18 protein-coding genes and 3 tRNA genes are annotated in these 18,598 nt (G+C 68.8%); 18 read left to right on the top strand and 3 right to left on the bottom strand.

Translation table 11 applies throughout. The annotated features are described in order from the left end of the window. Window positions 1–2 precede the first annotated feature (2 nt). Window positions 3–410, top strand: coding sequence for a type IV pilin protein (locus BLS66_RS11915; protein ID WP_053463490.1), 408 nt, complete (start codon window positions 3–5; stop codon window positions 408–410). A 47-nt stretch (window positions 411–457) separates the two neighbouring features. Further along, a tRNA-Asn gene (locus BLS66_RS11910) sits at window positions 458–534 on the top strand. 52 nt (window positions 535–586) lie between these two features. Here BLS66_RS11910 and BLS66_RS11905 read toward each other — a convergent pair. Beyond that, window positions 587–1,132 (bottom strand): GspH/FimT family protein, encoded by a 546-nt coding sequence (locus tag BLS66_RS11905; RefSeq protein WP_074725938.1) that lies wholly within the window; start codon window positions 1,130–1,132, stop codon window positions 587–589. A 128-nt stretch (window positions 1,133–1,260) separates the two neighbouring features. On the opposite strand from BLS66_RS11905, the gene uvrB reads away from it, so the two are divergent. The 3 genes from uvrB to BLS66_RS11890 all read left to right on the top strand — a co-directional run bounded on the left by uvrB (window position 1,261) and on the right by BLS66_RS11890 (window position 3,640). Next, window positions 1,261–3,285, top strand: a complete 2,025-nt coding sequence (gene uvrB, locus BLS66_RS11900) for an excinuclease ABC subunit UvrB (RefSeq protein WP_049464761.1) — start codon at window positions 1,261–1,263, stop codon at window positions 3,283–3,285. 107 nt (window positions 3,286–3,392) lie between these two features. Further along, window positions 3,393–3,467: transfer RNA gene (locus BLS66_RS11895), tRNA-Val, on the top strand. A 98-nt stretch (window positions 3,468–3,565) separates the two neighbouring features. Continuing rightward, window positions 3,566–3,640, top strand: a tRNA-Val gene (locus tag BLS66_RS11890). A gap of 132 nt (window positions 3,641–3,772) precedes the next feature. On the opposite strand, the gene BLS66_RS11885 is transcribed toward BLS66_RS11890, so the two are convergent. Next, on the bottom strand, window positions 3,773–4,081 hold the full coding sequence (locus BLS66_RS11885) for a hypothetical protein (RefSeq protein ID WP_074725937.1): 309 nt from the start codon (window positions 4,079–4,081) through the stop codon (window positions 3,773–3,775). 182 nt (window positions 4,082–4,263) lie between these two features. On the opposite strand from BLS66_RS11885, the gene BLS66_RS20765 reads away from it, so the two are divergent. Then, window positions 4,264–4,404, top strand: a complete 141-nt coding sequence (locus BLS66_RS20765; RefSeq protein WP_164688803.1) for a hypothetical protein — start codon at window positions 4,264–4,266, stop codon at window positions 4,402–4,404. Window positions 4,405–4,500: 96 nt separating this feature from the next. Here BLS66_RS20765 and BLS66_RS11880 read toward each other — a convergent pair whose 3' ends face one another. Then, entirely contained in the window at window positions 4,501–4,785 is a 285-nt protein-coding gene (locus BLS66_RS11880; RefSeq protein ID WP_053463487.1) for a hypothetical protein, read from the bottom strand. Window positions 4,786–4,961: 176 nt separating this feature from the next. Between BLS66_RS11880 and BLS66_RS11875 the strand changes: the two genes are divergently transcribed. The 12 genes from BLS66_RS11875 (at window position 4,962) to pgsA (ending at window position 18,522) form a co-directional block, all read left to right on the top strand. Beyond that, window positions 4,962–5,633 carry a response regulator transcription factor gene (locus BLS66_RS11875; RefSeq protein ID WP_005415973.1) on the top strand — a complete coding sequence of 224 codons (672 nt, stop codon included), beginning with the start codon at window positions 4,962–4,964 and terminating at the stop codon, window positions 5,631–5,633. Between the two features lies 1 nt (window position 5,634). Continuing rightward, window positions 5,635–6,978: a sensor histidine kinase gene (locus BLS66_RS11870; protein WP_074725936.1), complete on the top strand. Its 1,344-nt coding sequence runs from the start codon at window positions 5,635–5,637 to the stop codon at window positions 6,976–6,978. Between the two features lie 59 nt (window positions 6,979–7,037). Then, window positions 7,038–9,437: a DNA internalization-related competence protein ComEC/Rec2 gene (locus BLS66_RS11865; RefSeq protein WP_074725935.1), complete on the top strand. Its 2,400-nt coding sequence runs from the start codon at window positions 7,038–7,040 to the stop codon at window positions 9,435–9,437. A gap of 3 nt (window positions 9,438–9,440) precedes the next feature. Continuing rightward, window positions 9,441–10,103 (top strand): MotA/TolQ/ExbB proton channel family protein, encoded by a 663-nt coding sequence (locus BLS66_RS11860; protein ID WP_019658999.1) that lies wholly within the window; start codon window positions 9,441–9,443, stop codon window positions 10,101–10,103. A gap of 3 nt (window positions 10,104–10,106) precedes the next feature. Next, a complete protein-coding gene (locus BLS66_RS11855; protein WP_019658998.1) occupies window positions 10,107–10,529 on the top strand; it encodes an ExbD/TolR family protein in 423 nt (140 codons plus the stop codon). Next, complete coding sequence (gene msbA / locus BLS66_RS11850) at window positions 10,526–12,274, top strand: lipid A export permease/ATP-binding protein MsbA (protein WP_057493616.1); 1,749 nt, start codon at window positions 10,526–10,528, stop codon at window positions 12,272–12,274. Before BLS66_RS11855 ends, msbA begins: the two co-directional genes overlap by 4 nt. After that, on the top strand, window positions 12,274–13,293 hold the full coding sequence (gene lpxK / locus BLS66_RS11845) for a tetraacyldisaccharide 4'-kinase (RefSeq protein WP_049464747.1): 1,020 nt from the start codon (window positions 12,274–12,276) through the stop codon (window positions 13,291–13,293). Before msbA ends, lpxK begins: the two co-directional genes overlap by 1 nt. A gap of 75 nt (window positions 13,294–13,368) precedes the next feature. Further along, entirely contained in the window at window positions 13,369–14,142 is a 774-nt protein-coding gene (kdsB, locus tag BLS66_RS11840; RefSeq protein ID WP_074725934.1) for a 3-deoxy-manno-octulosonate cytidylyltransferase, read from the top strand. Then, window positions 14,139–14,627, top strand: coding sequence for a low molecular weight protein-tyrosine-phosphatase (locus BLS66_RS11835; protein ID WP_057493619.1), 489 nt, complete (start codon window positions 14,139–14,141; stop codon window positions 14,625–14,627). The genes kdsB and BLS66_RS11835 overlap by 4 nt, the downstream gene beginning before the upstream one ends. After that, entirely contained in the window at window positions 14,624–16,036 is a 1,413-nt protein-coding gene (locus tag BLS66_RS11830; RefSeq protein WP_074725933.1) for a hypothetical protein, read from the top strand. Before BLS66_RS11835 ends, BLS66_RS11830 begins: the two co-directional genes overlap by 4 nt. Next, window positions 16,033–17,877 carry an excinuclease ABC subunit UvrC gene (gene uvrC / locus BLS66_RS11825; protein ID WP_049464739.1) on the top strand — a complete coding sequence of 615 codons (1,845 nt, stop codon included), beginning with the start codon at window positions 16,033–16,035 and terminating at the stop codon, window positions 17,875–17,877. Before BLS66_RS11830 ends, uvrC begins: the two co-directional genes overlap by 4 nt. A gap of 18 nt (window positions 17,878–17,895) precedes the next feature. Beyond that, entirely contained in the window at window positions 17,896–18,522 is a 627-nt protein-coding gene (gene pgsA, locus BLS66_RS11820; RefSeq protein ID WP_049464736.1) for a CDP-diacylglycerol--glycerol-3-phosphate 3-phosphatidyltransferase, read from the top strand. Window positions 18,523–18,598 lie beyond the last annotated feature (76 nt).

Here is an 18,598-nt window from a genome sequence, read left to right as displayed (position 1 = left end):
CCATGCTGCACACAACCATGCCTCGCCGCGCGGCTGGCTTCACGCTGATCGAACTGATGATCGTGGTGATCGTCATCGGTATCCTGGCGGCCATCGCCATTCCCTCCTACCAGGAATACGTTCGGCGCTCGCATCGCGCCGTGGTGAAGGCGGACCTGGCCGAGTATGCACAACGTGCCGAGCGCTACCACACCAGCAACAACTCCTACACCGGCTACGCGCTGCCGACCAAGGTGTCGCCACGCGATGGCGGTACCGTGCGCTACAACCTGGATTACAAGGGGGATGGCTCCAGTTTCACGATCACGGCCACTCCGCAAGGCACGCAGGCCAAGGACAGCTGCGGCACCCTGAGCGTGGACCAGGCCAACCGCAAGACGGCCAGCGGCGGTGTGGCCAGCTGCTGGTGAATCAGGTGTTGATCTTCGTGTAGTCGGTCAGTACAATGCGCCTCCCCGCCCGAATAGCTCAGCCGGTTAGAGCACTTGACTGTTAATCAGGGGGTCGTTGGTTCGAGTCCAACTTCGGGCGCCAGATACTGCAGAAGCCGCGAGAAATCGCGGCTTCTGCTTTTTCGTGCAGGTGTTCAGCAGGGTGCATTGCGATCTGCGCGTTCGCTTCGGGTGCGGCCGCCGTTGTTGACGACCAGCGCGCCGTGCAGCCGGCCACCCGCGCAGATGCGCAGGGTCAGGTTGGCTCCCGGGCTGCGTCCGTCTGGCTGGAAGAACAACCGGGGGCGCCCGCTGCTTGCCCGCGCTACGACCGCGATGTCCGGACGCCCGGTGTGGTGGACCAGGATCGCCTCTGGCGACACGGGCTCCCCGCGCTGCTCGCCGCTGCGGTAGATGATCCAGCCGGCGCTCCAGTCGTCGTTGCAGTGCAGCCCGTCGACACTTGCACAGACGCCGATCAGCTCGCGCCTGCGCAAGGCCTCGCTGCGGGCGCCGGACAGGCTGGCGTGCAGGTTCAGTTGCAGTGCATCGGCGCGTTGCCGCAGCAGGAGGGGCTGCAGCGCCGGCCAGGACGCGGCCAGCAGCACCGCCAGCACCGCGACCACCACCAGCAGTTCGGTCAGGTGAACGCCCCGCGCTGGGCGGGGGCCGACGGGGCAGGGGGCGTGGGCAGGGCGCATGCATTCAGCCTCCGCGCCTGGCCCGGCGGCTGCCATCGGGAAGCTCCGCGGCGGGCTGCCCGGAGACCCCTCAGCCAGCCGTCACCCCACGCCTCGTATACTCATCTTCCCCGGGAACTGGCAACACCATGAGCGACAGTTTTGAACTTGTCTCGCCGTACTCGCCGGCGGGCGATCAGCCCGATGCCATCGCCAAGCTGACCAGCAACTTCGAGGCCGGCATCGCCAAGCAGACCCTGCTCGGCGTCACCGGCTCGGGCAAGACCTACACGATCGCCAACGTCATCCAGAACGTGCAGAAGCCGACGCTGATCATGGCGCCGAACAAGACGCTGGCGGCGCAGCTGTATGGCGAGTTCAAGGCCTTCTTCCCGCACAACGCGGTGGAGTACTTCGTCAGCTACTACGACTACTACCAGCCGGAGGCCTACGTGCCCTCGTCGGACACCTTCATCGAGAAGGACAGTTCGATCAACGAGCACATCGAGCAGATGCGCCTGGCCGCGACCAAGACCCTGCTGTCGCGCCCGGATGCGATCGTGGTGGCCACGGTGTCGGCGATCTACGGCCTGGGTGCACCGGAAGACTACCTGTCGCTGCGCCTGATCCTGTCCAAGGGCGAACGCATCGACCAGCGCGACCTGATCAACCACCTGACCCAGCTGCAGTACACGCGCAACGAATACGAGCTGCAGCGCGGTACCTTCCGCGTACGCGGCGAAGTGATCGACGTGTTCCCGGCCGAGTCGGACAGCGAGGCGCTGCGCATCGAGCTGTTCGACGGCGAGGTCGAGAAGATCACGATGTTCGACCCGTTGACCGGCGAGACGCTGCGCAACATGCAGCGCTTCACCGTCTATCCCAAGACCCATTACGCGACCACCCGCGAGCGTGTGCTGGCCGCGGTGGAAACCATCAAGGTCGAGCTGAAGGAACGGCTCGAGCAGTTGTACGCCGAGAACAAGCTGGTCGAGGCGCAGCGCCTGGCGCAGCGCACCCAGTTCGACATCGAGATGATGGCCGAGGTCGGGTTCTGCAACGGCATCGAGAACTACTCCCGGCACCTGACCGGCAAGAAGGCCGGCGAGCCGCCACCGACCCTGTTCGACTACCTGCCGCCGGATGCGCTGCTGGTGATCGACGAGTCGCACGTGACCATTCCGCAGATCGGCGCCATGTTCAAGGGCGATCGCTCGCGCAAGGAAACCCTGGTCGAATTCGGGTTCCGCCTGCCGTCGGCGCTGGACAACCGTCCGTTGCGCTTCGAGGAGTGGGAGGAGCGCTGCCCGCGCAGCATCTACGTGTCGGCCACGCCCGGTCCTTACGAGCTGCGCGAGGCGGGTGACGAGATCACCGAACTGGTGGTGCGCCCGACCGGCCTGATCGATCCGGTGGTGGAGATCCGCCCGGTCGGGACCCAGGTCGACGACCTGATGAGCGAGGCCAACGCGCGCATCAAGGCCGGTGATCGCGTGCTGGTCACCACGCTGACCAAGCGCATGGCCGAGAACCTCACCGAGTACCTCACCGAGCATGGCATCCGCGTGCGCTACCTGCACTCGGACGTGGACACGGTCGAGCGCGTGGAGATCATCCGCGACCTGCGCCTGGGCAAGTTCGATGTGCTGGTCGGCATCAACCTGCTGCGCGAAGGCCTGGACATGCCCGAAGTGTCACTCGTGGCGATCCTGGATGCCGACAAGGAAGGCTTCCTGCGCTCCACCGGCTCGCTGATCCAGACCATCGGCCGTGCGGCCCGCAACGTGCGCGGCAAGGCGATCCTGTACGCCGACAAGATCACCCGTTCGATGCAGGCGGCGATCGATGAAACCGACCGCCGCCGCGCCAAGCAGGTCGAGTACAACGAAGAGCACGGCATCGTGCCGCGTTCGGTGGCGCGCCCGATCGTCGATGTGCTGGAAGGCGCACGTTCGGATGCGGCCGAAAAGGAAGCAAAGAAGGGCCGGGGCAAGGGCCGGCCGGGCGTGGCCGAAGAGGCGGCCGACTACCGTTCGCTGTCGCCGGCACAGCTGGGGGTGCGTCTGAAGGCACTGGAACAGCAGATGTACCAGCACGCCAAGGACCTGGAGTTCGAGGATGCCGCGCGCGTGCGCGACCAGATCCGGCAGCTGAAGGAAGCCAGCCTCGGCTGAACGTGGAAGTGCAGCGCCATCTTCACAAAAGTGTTGCGCTTCCCTGCCGGCATCCGTAATATACGCGGCCTGCACCGACGCAATCGCGGAAATGCAGAAGCAAAAACGGGCGGTTAGCTCAGCGGTAGAGCACTACCTTGACATGGTAGGGGTCACAGGTTCGAACCCTGTACCGCCCACCACGAAGCCCTCGCAAGGGGACTGTCGTGAACTGCAAAGCCCGGCCCTGGCGCCGGGTTTTTACGTAACAAGGCCAGCCTGCGGGCGGCAAGAACATGATGGGCGGTTAGCTCAGCGGTAGAGCACTACCTTGACATGGTAGGGGTCACAGGTTCGAACCCTGTACCGCCCACCACCTGCTCCCGGTCCGCCGGTGAAGCGGTGGAAACGATGAAAGCCGGCCCCTGGGCCGGCTTTTTTCGTTCCGATGAGGTGGCCTGTCCTTCCCGTGAAAGCGGGGACCTCCCGCCGGTTCAGTGGCGTGAATTCAGTGGTGGATGCTGATCGAACGCCGGATCTGCCATCGCCCATCCACGCGCTCCCACAGCTGCGCCACGCGGACCTGGACCGGCCCGGCATCGGGCGCTGCGCTGTGCGGGTCAGGCAGCCGCTGGCTGCCCAGGCGCAGGATACGGTCCGGGCGCAGGTGATAGAGCTGCATCGGCTCGGCCCCGTGCGCATCCTGCGCGGCCTCAACGCGCAGGATCTGGGTGCGCAGGGCGTTCTCGGTGGGACCGCCGCCATCGCCGTCGCCGAACAGGCTGGAGAACAGCAGCATCAGGGCAAGCATCGGCATGGCACGGTGCTCCAGCGGGAAAGTGCGTGCAGGCTGGCATGGCGCGCCGGGTATCGCAGCCGGCCTGCGACGAAGGCCCGGAATGCGTCGCCAAAGGCAGGCAGGCGACGATGAATCCGGGGTGCACAGGCGTAGACTCCGGGCTACCGCGCAACTGCGCCACCACGGAAAGGAACTGCTGCATGAGCGATCACGTCCCGGTGTCCAGGCCCAATCCACTGCTGGAGGGCCTGTTTGGCGGCAACATGCTGGAAGGCACGTTCAAGGCCGTGGCCTGGGTCGCGATCCTGTGCGTGCTGCTGGCGTGGAGCACGTTGCGCTGACGTGACGCGGTCGTGCAGTGCTTGCGCGCCGCGCTGATGCGACGGATGCCGGTGGCACCGCGAAGATGCCGCGTCGCTCTCCAGGCGCGCGCGCCGTCAGGCGCTGAAGGCCTCGCGCAGGCTGTGCAGGGTCGCCTGGCGATGTTGCCTGGCCGTCGGCTCGCCCATCTCCAGCTCCTGCAGGCGCAGTCCGACCAGGGTCATCGACAACGCATAGCCGCGTGCCGCGTCGGCCACGCGTGACAGGCCCACGGCACGACGGGCCAGTGCGTTCACGTGTTCGAGGTCGGGCATCAGCCCCAGATAGGCGCGCTCGGCGCTGTCCAGGTCAGGCGCTCGCAGGATGGCGTGGGCGTCGGCAGTGTGGGAGACGGAGGCCATGGGGGTCCTTGTCAGGGGCAGCGACAGCATCGTTCGGCCACGTTGCGGGGGATGGCTGCGCATGCTGAAGGGGCAACATTGTCAGAACATTGCGCCTGCAGCCGCTGGCATGCATGGGCGCCAAAGCAGGGCGCCAGGCACTATGATCGGCAGCGTTTCCGATAGACGAGTGACTGATGCGCATCCTCCTGGTCGAAGACGATCCCGATCTGTCCCGCGCCCTGCAATCGGGCCTGGAGCGGCAGGGCGTGGTCGCCGATGTGGTCGGCAGTCTGGCCGAGGCCGCGCTCGCGTTGCGCGAACCGGTGCACCAGCTGCTGCTGCTCGACCGCCAGCTGCCCGATGGCGATGGTGCCGGGTTCGTCGCCACCGCGCGCGCGTTGCGGCCAAACCTGGCGGTGATCATGCTGACCGCCAAGGGCACGCTGTCCGACAAGGTCGAAGGCCTTGATGTCGGTGCCGATGATTATCTGGTCAAGCCGGTCGCGATCGAGGAGCTGATGGCGCGCATCCGCGCCGTGTCGCGCAGGCCGTCAGCGATGGTGACGCCGAGCCTGCGGTTGGGGCGGCTTGAATTCGATTTCGAATCGCTGCAGGCGCAGGTGGAGGGCCAGCCGTTGGCACTGCCACGGCGTCAGGTGCTGGTACTGCAGGCCCTGGCGATGCGGCAGGGGCGCACGGTCACCCGCAGCGCGCTGGAGGCCGCGGTGTACGGGTTCGACGATGAGATCCAGTCCAATGCGCTCGACGCGCATATCTCCAAGCTGCGCAAGGCGCTGCAGCAGGCCGGTGCTGGCGTGGAGATCCATGTGATCCGGGGTGTCGGTTACCTGCTGGCGGAGGCCTGAGGTGGCCCGTCCGATCCGTTCGATCACCCTGGGCCTGGCCTGGCGCCTGTTCCTGGCGCAGGCCTTCACCGTGCTGTTCGCGGTGGTCGCCCTGATCCTGACCTGGGGCGACAAGGACTCCTGGGGCATGGACATGTTCATTGCCGAGGCGGTGGCCAAGGCGGTGCACAGCGAAGGCGGCCGCCTGGTGCTGGACCAGGCGCGCTGGGACGCGCTCGATACCGACGCCGGTGGCAATCTCTGGTTCGCTGCGGTCGACGACAAGGGCGTCTGGCTTGAGCGCGGCACCATCCCGGCGGTCCACGCGCCGCTGCTTGCGCGGCTGCCGACCGTGGGTGCCAGCGAGCTCGGGTCGCTGGTGCCGCCCTATCTGGACGTGGCGCGGGTGATGATCCGCAACGAGGATGGGCGCCGCATCACCGTGATGGTGGGAGGCGCACCCAAGGGCGGGCTGCTGGACGGCGCACTGATGGTGCTGCGGCTGATCGGCCTGTGGTTCTTCCTGCCGTTGATCGTGGTCACCTTGCTGGTGATGCCGACCGTGATCCACCGTGCGATGCGTGGCGTGCGCCGTTCCGCGCAGCAGGCCAAGGAGCTGGACATCGGCCAGCCGGGTGCCCGGCTGGACGCGCGCCTGGTGTCGACGGAAGTGGCGCCGCTGGTGGAAGCATTCAACGACGCCATCGACAAGGTGCAGCAGGGCTATGCCGCGCGCGACAAGTTCCTCGCCGACGCGGCGCACGAACTGCGCGTGCCGATCGCCGTGGTGCAGGCGCGCCTGTCGCAGCTACCGCAGGGTGAGTTGAAGTCACAGCTGCTGACCGACGTGGCGCGGCTGGGCAATGTTGCCGAGCACCTGCTTGACCTGCAGCGCCTGGACCGCAACGTGGGCGCATTGCAGCGGCTGGACCTGGCCCAGCTGGTGCGTGAGGCCGCAGCGGACCTGGCGCCGCTGGTGGTGGGAGCCGGCTATGGATTCGAAGTCGACGCGCCGGAGGCGCCAGTGTGGATCCATGGCGACAGCCTGGCGCTGGGGCGGGTGATCGCCAATCTGGTGCACAACGCGATCGTGCATGGTGGTGGCCGTGGCACCATCTGCGTGCGGTTGGACACGCGCGGCGTGCTGGAAGTCAGCGATCAGGGCGCGGGCATTCCAGTAGGCGACCGCGAGGCGATCTTCGAGCCGTTCCATCGCCTGCGCGCGGCGGGCAGCGGCAGTGGCCTGGGCCTGCACCTGGTCAAGGAAATCGTGCAGCACCATGGTGGCTCGGTCAGCGTCGGCGAGGCGCTGGGGGGCGGTGCGAGTTTCCGGGTCAATTTCCATCGCGGAAGCGTTCGGCGCTGATGCGACTGCGGGGCAAGTCCCGATAGGCAGCCTGCTGCCGTCGGCGGCACGCTGGCGTCATGGCCGCCGAGCGTTTCCCGTCTCCCTTGCTGGGCAGTGGCTGCGCTGCCGCGCTGACGCTAGGGGCGTTGGCCTGCGTGCAGCTGCCGCAACTGCCGCCGCTGTGGGTCTGCACGGTGATGGTCGTGCTTGGCATGGCGGGGTGGGGCCTGCGCTGGCGCGGGCGCCTGCCGGCGGTCGTGCTGTTCGGTGCCGGCTGGGCAGCGCTGCACGGGCACTGGGCATTGCAGGACCAGCTGCCACCGGGCCAGCCGGCTCGGGACGTGGTGGTCAGTGGCCGGGTCATCGATCTGCCGGATCATGCCGAGGCGCGCACCCGCTTCCTGCTGCAGGTCAGTGAGAGCAGCGAACTGCCATCGCTGCGCGGCAAGCGCCTGCAGGTCACCTGGAACGACGGCTGGCAGGGCAGGTCCAGCGCCGCTGCCGAGGGACGGCGCAGGCAGGTCCTGGCCGGTGCGCAGTGGCGGTTGGCGCTGCGTGTGCGGGCCCCTCGCTCGCGGATCAATCCCGGGGGTTTTGACAGCGAGCGCCATGCGCTGCTGCGTGGCGTGGCTGGCACTGGAACGGTGAGGGCGCCGGCCAGTGCCCACGCGCTGCAGTCTGCGCGCGGCCTGCCGGCATGGCGTGAGCGCACCAGCGCCGCCATCGCCCTGCAGGTGGCCCATCCGGCCGCGCGCTTCGTGCAGGCGCTCGCCCTGGGCGATACGCGTGGCCTGTCCGACACCGATTGGGATCAGTTGCGGGCGCTGGGGCTGACCCACCTGATCGCCATTTCCGGGTTCCATGTCGGGGTGGTGGCGGGGCTGGGGGCGTTGCTGTGCCGAGGGCTGTGGTGGCTGTGCCCCCTGCTGGCCCGGCATTGGCCGCGTCCACAGGCGGCGGCCTGCGCCGCGGCGCTGTCCGCGGCGAGCTATGCGGTGCTGGCCGGCGGTGAATTGCCGACCGTGCGCACGGCGCTGATGATCGGGCTGGTGGCCCTGGCGCGTAGCGGGCGGCGCCCGCTCGGTCTCGTGCAGGGACTCGCGCTGGCGGCGCTGGCGCTGCTGCTGCCGGCGCCCCTGTCGGTGCTGTCAGCGGGCTTCTGGCTCAGCTTCGGCGGCGTGCTGTGGCTGGCGTGGTGCCTGCCACAGGGACGTCCGCGCGGGATGGCCGCCAACCTGCGTGGGTTCCTGGCCGCGCAGGGCGTGGCCAGCGTCGGCCTGTTGCCGTTGGGCATCGCCCTGTTCGGTGGCACCGCCTGGCTGGGGCCGCTGGTGAACCTGCCGGTCATTCCTTGGTGGACCTTGCTGGTGGTGCCGCTGTCGCTGCTGGGTACCGCCCTGCAGGTGCTGCATGACGGGGCCGGGCGCTGGGCCTGGCGTGTGGCGGCGTGGCTGTTCGAGGTCAGCTGGCAGGCCCTGCAGCCCCTGTCGGCGCATCCGCAGGCGATGTGGTGGTTGGCCGAGGCACCGGCCTGGGCAGTGCCGGCGGCGCTGCTGGGGGTGTTCTGGTGGCTGCTGCCACGGGGTGCCGGCGGCGGGCTCGCTGGCCTGCTGTTGTGCGTGCCGCTGTTGTGGCCGTTGCGCGAGCGGCCGGCCGAGGGGGAGCTGGAGCTGCTGCTGCACGATGTCGGCCAGGGCACGGCGGTGTTGCTGCGCACCGCGCGGCATGCGCTCTGGTATGACGTCGGGCCGCCGAGCGGCAGCGAAGGGAGCGAGCGGACTCTGGTTCCGGCACTGCGGGCACTCGGCCAGGCGCCGCCTGACCGCGTATTGCTCAGCCACGATGACCTGGATCACGCGGGCAACCTGCCGGGTCTGCGGCTACAGCTGCCGGCACTGCCACTGCTGGCGCCGCCGGGCAGCTCGATCACCGGAGCGGGGCGTTGCCAGCGGGGCCTGAGCTGGCGCTGGGACGGGGTCGATTTCCACGTGCTGCACCCGGATCCCGGCAGCCGGCGGGCCGAAAACGAGGACAGCTGCGTGCTGCGCGTGGCCAGCGCCCATGGCGTGGTCCTGTTGCCCGGCGACATCGGCCGTCCGGCGGAACAGGCGCTGTTGCGGGCGTCTCCGGCGGCGCTGAAGGCCGACGTGGTGCTGGTGCCGCACCATGGCAGCGGGGGCAGTTCCAGTGCCCCGTGGGTGGCCGCGGTGGCACCACGGTTGGCGCTGGTCTCGGCCGGGCACCAGAACCGCTTTGGCCACCCGCGTCGGGACGTGGTCCGGCGCTGGCAGGCGCAGGGCGCCGAGGTGGTGTCCACCGCGGAGTCCGGGGCGATCCGCGTATGGCTTGGCGCACAAGGGCTGCAGCTGCGTGAACAGCGCATCCATGCATCCCGGTGGTGGGATGCCGCTGGGCGGGCGCGGTCGGCTGCTATCCTATCGTCGATCGAACAAGCGGCCGTTGGGCCGGAGGGTTGAAACGTGTGGGAACTGGTCAAGGCCGGTGGCTGGCCGATGGTGCCGCTGCTGCTGTTGGGCGTACTGGCTTTGGCGATCATCCTGGAGCGTTTCTGGTCCCTGCGGCGAACGGAAGTGCTGCCGCCCGGGCTTGGCCAGGAAGTGCGCAACTGGGCCGCACGCGGCAAGCTTGACCCGGCGCACCTGCAGACCCTGCGCGCCAACTCGCCGCTGGGCGCGCTGCTGGCCGCTGCGCTGGAAGCCCGCAACCGCCCGCGCGACCAGATCCGTGAGCGGATCGAGGACACCGGGCGCCACCTGGTGCACCGCATGGAGCGCTTCCTCAACGCGCTGGGCACCATCGCCTCGGCCGGCCCGCTGCTGGGCCTGCTGGGCACCGTGATCGGCATGATCCAGATGTTCCTGGGCATCCTCGACCATGGCGTGGGCGATGTGAACCAGCTGGCCGGCGGCATCGGCAAGGCGCTGGTGTGCACGGCCACCGGCATGATCGTGGCCATCCCGGCGCTGATGTTCCATCGCTATTTCAAGGGCCGGATCCACGGCTATGTGGTGGAAATGGAACAGGAAGCCAGTGCCCTGCTGGACACGCTCGACGGTCGCCCCGGGGTGATGAACCCGGCCGCGCCGGCGCGACCGGCCCACGCTGCCACGGCGAAGGCCTGATCGATGCGTATCGGCAATGACCGATCCCAGGATGAGCCGCATATCGATCTGGTCCCGCTGATCGACGTCATCCTGGTGCTGATCATCTTCTTCGTGGTCACCACCACCTTCGATGCGCGCTCGACGCTGCAGGTGCAGCTGCCGACCGCCAGCCAGCAGCCCAGCAACGAGCCGCCGCGCTCGCTCAGCGTGCTGATCAACGCCGAAGGCCGCTATTTCATCAATGACCAGGAAGTGCTGCGTAGCGATGTCGAGTCGGTCAAGCAGACCATCGCATCGGTCGCCGGCAGCGACCGCAGCCAGCCGGTGCTGCTGCGCGCCGACGCACGCACCCCCTACCAGGCCGTGGTGACTGCGCAGGACGCGCTCGGTCAGCTCGGTTTCCGTCGTATCGCCATTGCAACTGCGCCAGAGGTGCGTCCATGAGTTCCCATCACGCGCCGGTGTGGCCGATCTACAAACGTCTGCTGGGCTACACCCGCACCTACTGGGTGTTCATGGTGGGCGCGGTCATCGCCATGGTGGTCGAAGCCCTGGCCGGCTATCACTTCACCAAGCTGATGGAGCCGCTGGTCAACGAGGGTTTCGTCGATCCGCAGCCGCGCGCGGCCGTGGTGCTGCCGCTGACCATCCTCGGCCTGTTCCTGATGCGCAGCCTGGCCACCTGGGTCAGCGACTACACGCTGGCCAAGACCGGTCGCAGCGTGGTCCGCGACCTGCGTGAGCAGGTGCTGCAGAAGTACCTGCACCTGCCGTCGTCGCACTTCGACACCGAAGCGACGCCGGTGATGGTCAGCCGCCTCAACTTCGATACCGAACAGGTCACCCAGGCCAGCGCCGACGCGCTGAAGACCGTGGTGGCCGACACCCTCACCATCATCGCGATGCTGGCGGTGATGCTGCAGATGAGCGTCAAGGTAACCCTGGCGATGCTGCTGGTGGTGCCGCTGATCGGTGGCATCGTGTCCTACGTGGGCAAGCGCTACCGTCGCATCAGCCGCGGCATCCAGGACGGCATGGGCACGATGGCGCAGACTGCCGAGCAGTCGCTGGCCGCGCAGCAGGAAGTGAAGGTGCACGGCACCCAGCAGCATGAGATCTCGCGCTACTCGCGCCTGGCCAACCGCATGCTGGCGCTGAACATGAAGGTCGAGGTCACCCGCGCCGCCGCGTCCAGCGTGGTGCAGTTCCTGGCCGCACTGGCGCTGGCGGTGATCGTCTGGGTGTCGACCCGCGAAGCCTTGGCCGGCCGCCTCAATGCCGGCCAGTTCATGGGCCTGATGACCTCGATGATGGCCATCATTCCCTCGCTGCGCCGACTGACTAGCGTACAGACCTCGATTTCGCGCGGCGTCTCCGCCGCCGAGCGCTTGTTCGGCATCCTCGACATGCCGGTGGAGCGCGACGACGGCCAGCAGCGCGTGCAGCGCGTACGGGGCGAGCTGGCGTTCGACCACGTCATGCTGCGCTACCGCGAAGACAGTGGCATCGCCCTGGACGACATCAGTTTCGTCGCCAGGCCGGGCACGGTGACGGCCATTGTCGGCCGCTCCGGCAGTGGCAAGACCAGCCTGATCCGGCTGGTTCCGCGCTTCTACGAGCCCACTGGCGGCGTCATCACCCTCGATGGCGTGGCCCTGGATGACTATCCGCTGGCCGACCTGCGCCGGCAGGTGGCGATCGTCGGGCAGAAGGTGATGCTGTTCGATGACACCATCGCCGCCAACATTGCCTATGGCATGGAGGCGACCGATGAGCAGATCCGTGCGGCGGCCGAAGCAGCCAATGCCTGGGAGTTCATCGCACGCATGCCGCAGCAGCTGCAGACCCCGGTCGGCGAGAACGGCGCGCTGCTGTCCGGTGGCCAGCGCCAGCGCCTGGCGATTGCCCGCGCGATCCTGCGCGACGCCCCGATCCTGATCCTCGACGAAGCCACTGCGGCACTGGACAACGAGTCCGAGCGCCTGGTGCAGGATGCGCTGCAGCGCCTCATGCCGGAGCGCACCACGCTGGTCATCGCGCACCGCCTGTCGACCATCGAGCACGCCGACCAGGTGCTGGTGATGGACCATGGCCGCATCGTCGAGCGTGGCACCCACAAGGAGCTGCTCGAGCTGGGCGGCCTGTACCAGCACCTGCACAGCATGCAGTTCCGCGAAAGGCAGGACTGATGGCCGGCAAGGGCACCCAGACCCCGCCGTACTGGTATGACGGCACCCCGGTTCCGTGGGCCATGCGCCTGCTGGCGCCCCTGTACGCGGGTGTCACCGCGCTGCGGCGGCGCGCCTATCGGCGTGGCTGGCGCAAGCGTCACGCGCTGCCGGTGCCGGTCATCGTGGTCGGCAACATCACCGCCGGCGGTACCGGCAAGACGCCGCTGACCATCGCCCTGGTCGAACGCCTGCGCGCGGCCGGCTGGAAGCCCGGCGTGGCCAGCCGCGGCTACGGTCGCGAAGACGCCGACAAACCGCTGTGGGTGCAGGCCGATACGCCGACCGCCAAGGGCGGTGACGAGCCGGTGCTGATCGCCTGGAAGACCGGCGTGCCGGTGCGCGTGGACCGTGATCGGGTTGCGGCCGGCAAGGCGCTGGTCGAGGCCGGCTGCGATGTGATCGTCTGCGACGACGGCCTGCAGCACTATCGCCTGGCGCGCGACATCGAGATCGAAGTGGTCGATGCGCAGCGTCGCTACGGCAATGGCCGGATGATTCCGGCCGGGCCGCTGCGCGAGCCGGTCAGCCGCGCCAGCGAGTGCGATTTCCGCGTGGTCAACCTCGGCCAGGCCGATGAGGAGACGGCGGCACAGGCCTGTGGCTTCGGCCAGTGGCCGATGGCGCTGCACATCGACAGTGCGCAGCCACTGGCCGGTGGCCGCGCGCGCCCGCTGGCATATTTCAAGGGCCAACGCGTGCATGCGGTGGCCGGCATCGCGCATCCGCAACGCTTCTTCGACATGCTGCGCGCGCGCGGGATCGGCGTGGTGCCGCATGCGTTCGCCGACCACCAGGCCTACCAGCCGCAGGACCTGTCCTTCGGCAGCCAGCTGCCGGTCCTGATGACCGAGAAGGACGCGGTGAAATGCCGTGCGTTCGGCAACGACTGGCACTACGCGGTTCCGCTGCGCGCCGAGTTGCCCGCCGCGTTCTGGGTGGCGCTGACCGATCGCCTGGACAAGCTGCGACCGAACTGAGCGGCGCGGTGGCGCTTGCATTCACGCGCCGCTGGCCGCATTCCCGTTGTAACAAGCCTGCCGAGTATCGCCCACATGACCGAATTCGTCGTCGCCATCCCGGCCCGCTATGCTGCCTCGCGGCTGCCCGGCAAGCCGTTGCGCCTGCTGGGCGGTGAGCCGCTGGTGCTGCATGTGGCGCGCCGCGCGCTGCAGGCCGGCGCGCGCGAGGTCTGGGTAGCGACCGACGACCCGCGCATCGCCGATGCGCTGTCCGGTCTGGCCGAAGTGAGGGTGGCGATGACCGCGGCCACGCATGCTTCCGGCACCGATCGGCTGGCCGAGTGCGCGCGCATCGCCGGCTGGGCCGGTGACACGGTGGTGGTCAACCTGCAGGGCGACGAACCGTTCGCACCGGCGGCCGGCATCCGCGCGGTGGCCGATGCGCTGGTCGCCGGCAATGCGCCGATGTCGACTCTCGCCACGACCGTCGAGGACGCGCACACCCTGTTCGACCCGAACGTGGTGAAGCTGGTACGCAACGTGCGCAACGAGGCGATGTACTTCAGCCGTGCACCGATCGCCTGGCACCGTGATGGTTTCGCGCGCAGCCGCGACACGCTGCCGGAAGGCCATGCCTGGCTGCGCCACATCGGCATCTACGGTTACCGTGCCGGTTTCCTGCAGCAGTTTGCGGCGATGCCGCCGGGCCAGCTGGAGCAGGTCGAATCGCTGGAGCAGCTGCGCGTGCTGGAGGCAGGCTACCCGATCAGCGTGGCGATCTCGCCCGAACCGTTCCCGCCGGGCATCGACACGCCCGAGGACCTGGAACGGGCCGAGGCGTTGCTGCAGGCGACGACCGCGCGATGAGGCTGCTGCTCGTCTGCCTGGGCAACATCTGCCGTTCGCCGATGGCCGAAGGGGCGCTGCGCGCACGCCTGGACGCCTCGCCGCTGGCCGGGCGGGTGCAGGTCGATTCGGCTGGCACCGGCGACTGGCACGTGGGCGAGCCGCCGGACCGCCGCGCGATCGCCTGCGCGGCCGGACACGGCGTGGACATCGGCGGCCTGCGCGCACGCCAGCTGCAGACCGTGGATTTCGACCGTTTCGACTGGGTCCTGTGTGCCGACGAGGCCAACCTGCGTGATGCCGGGCGCCTGGCCTCGGCGGCCCAGCGTGAACGGCTGGCGTTGTACCTGCCCTGGTCCGGCGGGCAGGGGCGGGCAGCGATCCCCGATCCCTACACCGGCGGCAGCGATCATTTCGAACAGGTCTGGTCGCTGGTCGACGATGCTGCAAAACGTGCAGTGGCACGACTGTTGCATGACGCCGACTCCGGCATAATCGGGTCATGAACGTCCAGCCCGTCCCGGACCTGCCCGAGTTCGCCACCTGGCTCAATGCCACCCCCTGCACCCTGACCGAACTGCGCGGTCGGCCGGTCGCGCTGTTGTTCGTCAACGCGGCCTCGGCCTGGAGTGCGCAACGCCTGGCCGAGTTCGGCCAATGGTTGTCGCGCCACCCCGGCAAGCTGCAGCCGCTGGTGCTGCAGGTGCCGCGCTTCGACTTCGAGCGCGACGCCAGCGCGGCGCTGAAGCTGCTGCGCCGCCAGGGCCTGGCCATGCCGGTGCTCCTCGACGCGGACTGGGATGGCTGGCGCCGCTTCGGCGTGACCGCCTGGCCGACCATGGTGCTGCTGGATGCGCAGGGTCGCGAACAGCAACGGCTGGTCGGGCAGGGCGCACCCGGTGAACTCGAACGCGCCTTGAACGCGCTGTGCCAGGGCGCTCCGTCGGCGCCGCCGCGTGGCGGCAGCGAACTGCACCCGGAACCGCGCCAGGCCCTGCGTTTTCCGCTGGGGCTGGCGGTCAGCACCGAGCGTCTGTACATCGCCGACAGCGGCCATCACCGCATTCTCGAATGCAGCCACGGCGGCCGCATCCTGCGCCAGTTCGGCCTCGGCACCGCCGATTTCATGGATGGCAACCTGGCCGAAGCGGCGTTCCACCGCCCGCAGGCGCTGGTGCTGGAGCGCGATTCGCTGTACGTGGCCGATACCGGCAACCATGCCGTGCGCCGCATCAACCTGCTGACCGGCATCGTTGACACGCTGTGTGGCAACGGGCGTCCCGGCGCGCCGGTGGAAGGCCCGGTGGCGCAGGCGCGGCAGGTCTCGCTGGACCATCCGGTCGGCATGGCCATCGCCGACAACCAGCTGCACATTGCGATGGCTGGCGACAACCGCATCTGGAGCTACCACCTCGGCCAGCGCAGCCTGCAGTGGCGCGCCGGCAGCGGCGCCATCGACGAGCGCGACGGCAGCGGCCATCTGGCGGCCTTCGCCCAGCCGACCGCGCTGGCCGTGGTGCAGCAGGTGCTGTACGTCGCCGATGCGCTGGGATCCTCGATCCGTGCGCTGCAACTGCGCGGCGATCTGGTGCAGACCCTGGTCGGGCAGGGGCCTTGGCGCTTCGGCAGTGAAGACGGCCCGCGCGCGCAGGCCAGCCTGCAGTTCCCGCAGGCCATTGCGCTGAGCCCGGAGGCGCCGCTGCTGTGGATTGCCGATAGCGGCAATGGCCGCCTGCGCACGCTGCGCCTGGGCGGCGGTGAGTTGACCACCCAGCCGCTGCCGCGTCGCCTGCATGGCCCGGCCGGGCTGGCGGTGGGCGCCGGGGCGGTGTGGATCGCGGAGACCGACGCCCACGCCGTGCTGCGATTCGACCCCGACAGCGGCGTGCTCAGCGAAGTCCCGATCAGCGAATGACCGACGTTCCCGCCCCGGCCTTCGACGGCAAGGCCTTCGCGTCCCAGCTCAGCACTGCACCCGGCGTGTACCGCATGTACGCCGCCGACGACACGCTGCTGTACGTGGGCAAGGCGCGCGCGCTGCGCAACCGTGTCGGCAGCTATTTCAACGGCAGCCCGAAGAATGCGCGGATCATGTCGATGATCTCGCAGATCACGCGCATGGACGTGACCGTGACGCGCTCGGAAGCCGAGGCGCTGCTGCTGGAAAACCAGCTGATCAAATCGCTGTCGCCGCGCTACAACGTCTCCCTGCGCGACGACAAGACCTATCCGCATGTGCTGCTGACCCGTGAGGACTGGCCGCGCATCGCGCTGCATCGCGGCCCGCGTGCCATTCCGGGCCGCTATTTCGGTCCGTACCCGGGCGTCACTGCGGTGCGCGAAACGCTGAACCTGATGCACAAGCTGTTCAAGCTGCGCAGCTGCGAGGACAGCGTGTTCCGCAACCGTTCGCGGCCGTGCCTGCAGTACCAGATCGGGCGCTGCAGCGCGCCGTGCGTGGAGCTGGTGCCGGCAGCGGAGTACGCCGAGTCGGTGCGCCGCGCCGCCCTGTTCCTTGAAGGCAAGAGCGACGAGCTCACCCGCGAGCTGGGCGAGCAGATGCAGGCCGCCAGCGAGGCGCTGGAGTTCGAGCAGGCCGCGCGCCTGCGCGATCTGATTTCCTCGCTGCGCAGCATGCAGACCCGGCAGTACGTGGACGGTCGCGCCGCGGACCTGGACGTGCTGGCGGTGGCCATGCAGGGGTCGCAGGCCTGCGTGCTGCTGCTGGCGTTCCGCGATGGCCGCAACCTCGGTACCCGCCCGTTCTTCCCCCGCACCAATGGTGAGGAGAGCCCGGAAGAAGTGCTGGCCGCGTTCGTTTCGCAGTACTACATCGAGTTCGAGCCGCCGCGCGAGATCCTGCTGGACCGCGAAATTCCCGACGCCGACCTGCTGGTCGCCGCGCTCTCGGCCTCGGCCGAGCGCAAGGTGCAGCTGAGGTGGAACGTGCGCGGCGAGCGCGCCGGCTACGTGGAGCTGGCCAGCCGCAATGCGCAGCTGACCCTGGCCACGGAGCTCAACAGCCGCAACGCACAGCACGCACGCAGTGATGCGCTGCGCGAGATGCTCGGCCTGGCCGAGCCGGTGAAGCGGGTCGAGTGCTTCGATATCAGCCACACGCTGGGCGAGGCCACCGTGGCCTCGTGCGTGGTGTTCGACGCGGCCGGTCCGGTGCGCGCGCAGTACCGCCGTTTCAACATCAGCGGCATCGAGCCGGGCGACGACTATGCGGCCATGCGCCAGGCCATCGACCGCCGTTTCCGCCGCGCCGTGGAAGAGCAGGGCGTGCTGCCGGACGTCCTGCTGATCGACGGTGGCGCCGGCCAGCTGGCGCAGGCCGAGGCCGCACTGGCCGACCTGGGCGTGGAAGGGGTGCTGCTGGTGGGCGTGGCCAAGGGCGTGGAGCGCCGCGCAGGCCATGAGGCGCTGGTGATGCCCGATGGACGCGAGCTGCGCCCGGGCGCGGCCAACCCGGCGCTGCAGTTCATCCAGCAGGTCCGCGATGAAGCCCACCGCTTCGCCATCACCGGTCATCGCGGCCGCCGCCAGAAGGCGCGGATGACCAGCAAGCTGGAGGACATCCCCGGCATCGGGCCGCGCCGCCGGGCCAGCCTGCTCAAGCATTTCGGCGGCCTGGTGGGCCTGAAAGCGGCCGGCGAAGCCGAAATCGCCAAGGTGGAAGGCATCAATGACGCCCTCGCGGCACGCATCTACGCTAACCTGCACGGGTTGGCCACGCCCGATGCGGCCGAGTAGAGAGAGAAGCACGCAAGCATGAAGTTGACCCTGCCCACCTGGCTGACGTTGTTGCGGATCGTGATGATCCCGGTGCTGGTGCTGGTGTTCTACCTGCCCTATACCTGGACCAACTTCGCTTCGGCGGCGATCTTCGGCCTGGCCGCGATCACCGACTGGCTCGACGGCTGGATCGCACGCCGTTACCAGCTGGAGTCGGCCTTCGGCGCCTTCCTCGACCCGGTCGCGGACAAGCTGATGGTGGCAGTGGCGCTGTTCCTGATCGTGCAGGGCCATCCGACGCCGTGGATGGCGTTCTGGGCGGCGGTGATCGTCGGCCGCGAGATCGCGGTGTCTGCGCTGCGCGAATGGATGGCCGAGCTGGGCCAGCGCGCCAAGGTGCGCGTGGCGATGATCGGCAAGATCAAGACCACCGCGCAGATGGTCGCGCTGCTGTGCCTGCTGTACTCGGTGGCGCCGAACGTGCCGGTGCAGGACATCTGGATGGGCTGGCCGGTGTTCCACATCGGCGACTGGACCCTGGCCATCGCCGCGGTGCTGACCCTGTGGTCGGGCCTGCAGTACCTGCACGCCGCCTGGCCGAGCCTGCGCGAGGATGAGCGTGCCGCGCGCGAGCGCTCGCGGCAGAAGAAGCTGGGCAACTGAGCCTGGGGTCGGATCCCTTTCCGCAGGAAAGGGCTCTGACACCACGGTTGCTGCCATCCACGCATGGCGTGGATCC

Origin of the sequence: Stenotrophomonas pavanii, assembly GCF_900101175.1 — a bacterium.
In the GTDB taxonomy this organism is placed as follows: Bacteria; Pseudomonadota; Gammaproteobacteria; order Xanthomonadales; family Xanthomonadaceae; genus Stenotrophomonas; species Stenotrophomonas pavanii.
This window is presented reverse-complemented; position numbering and strand designations above follow the sequence as displayed.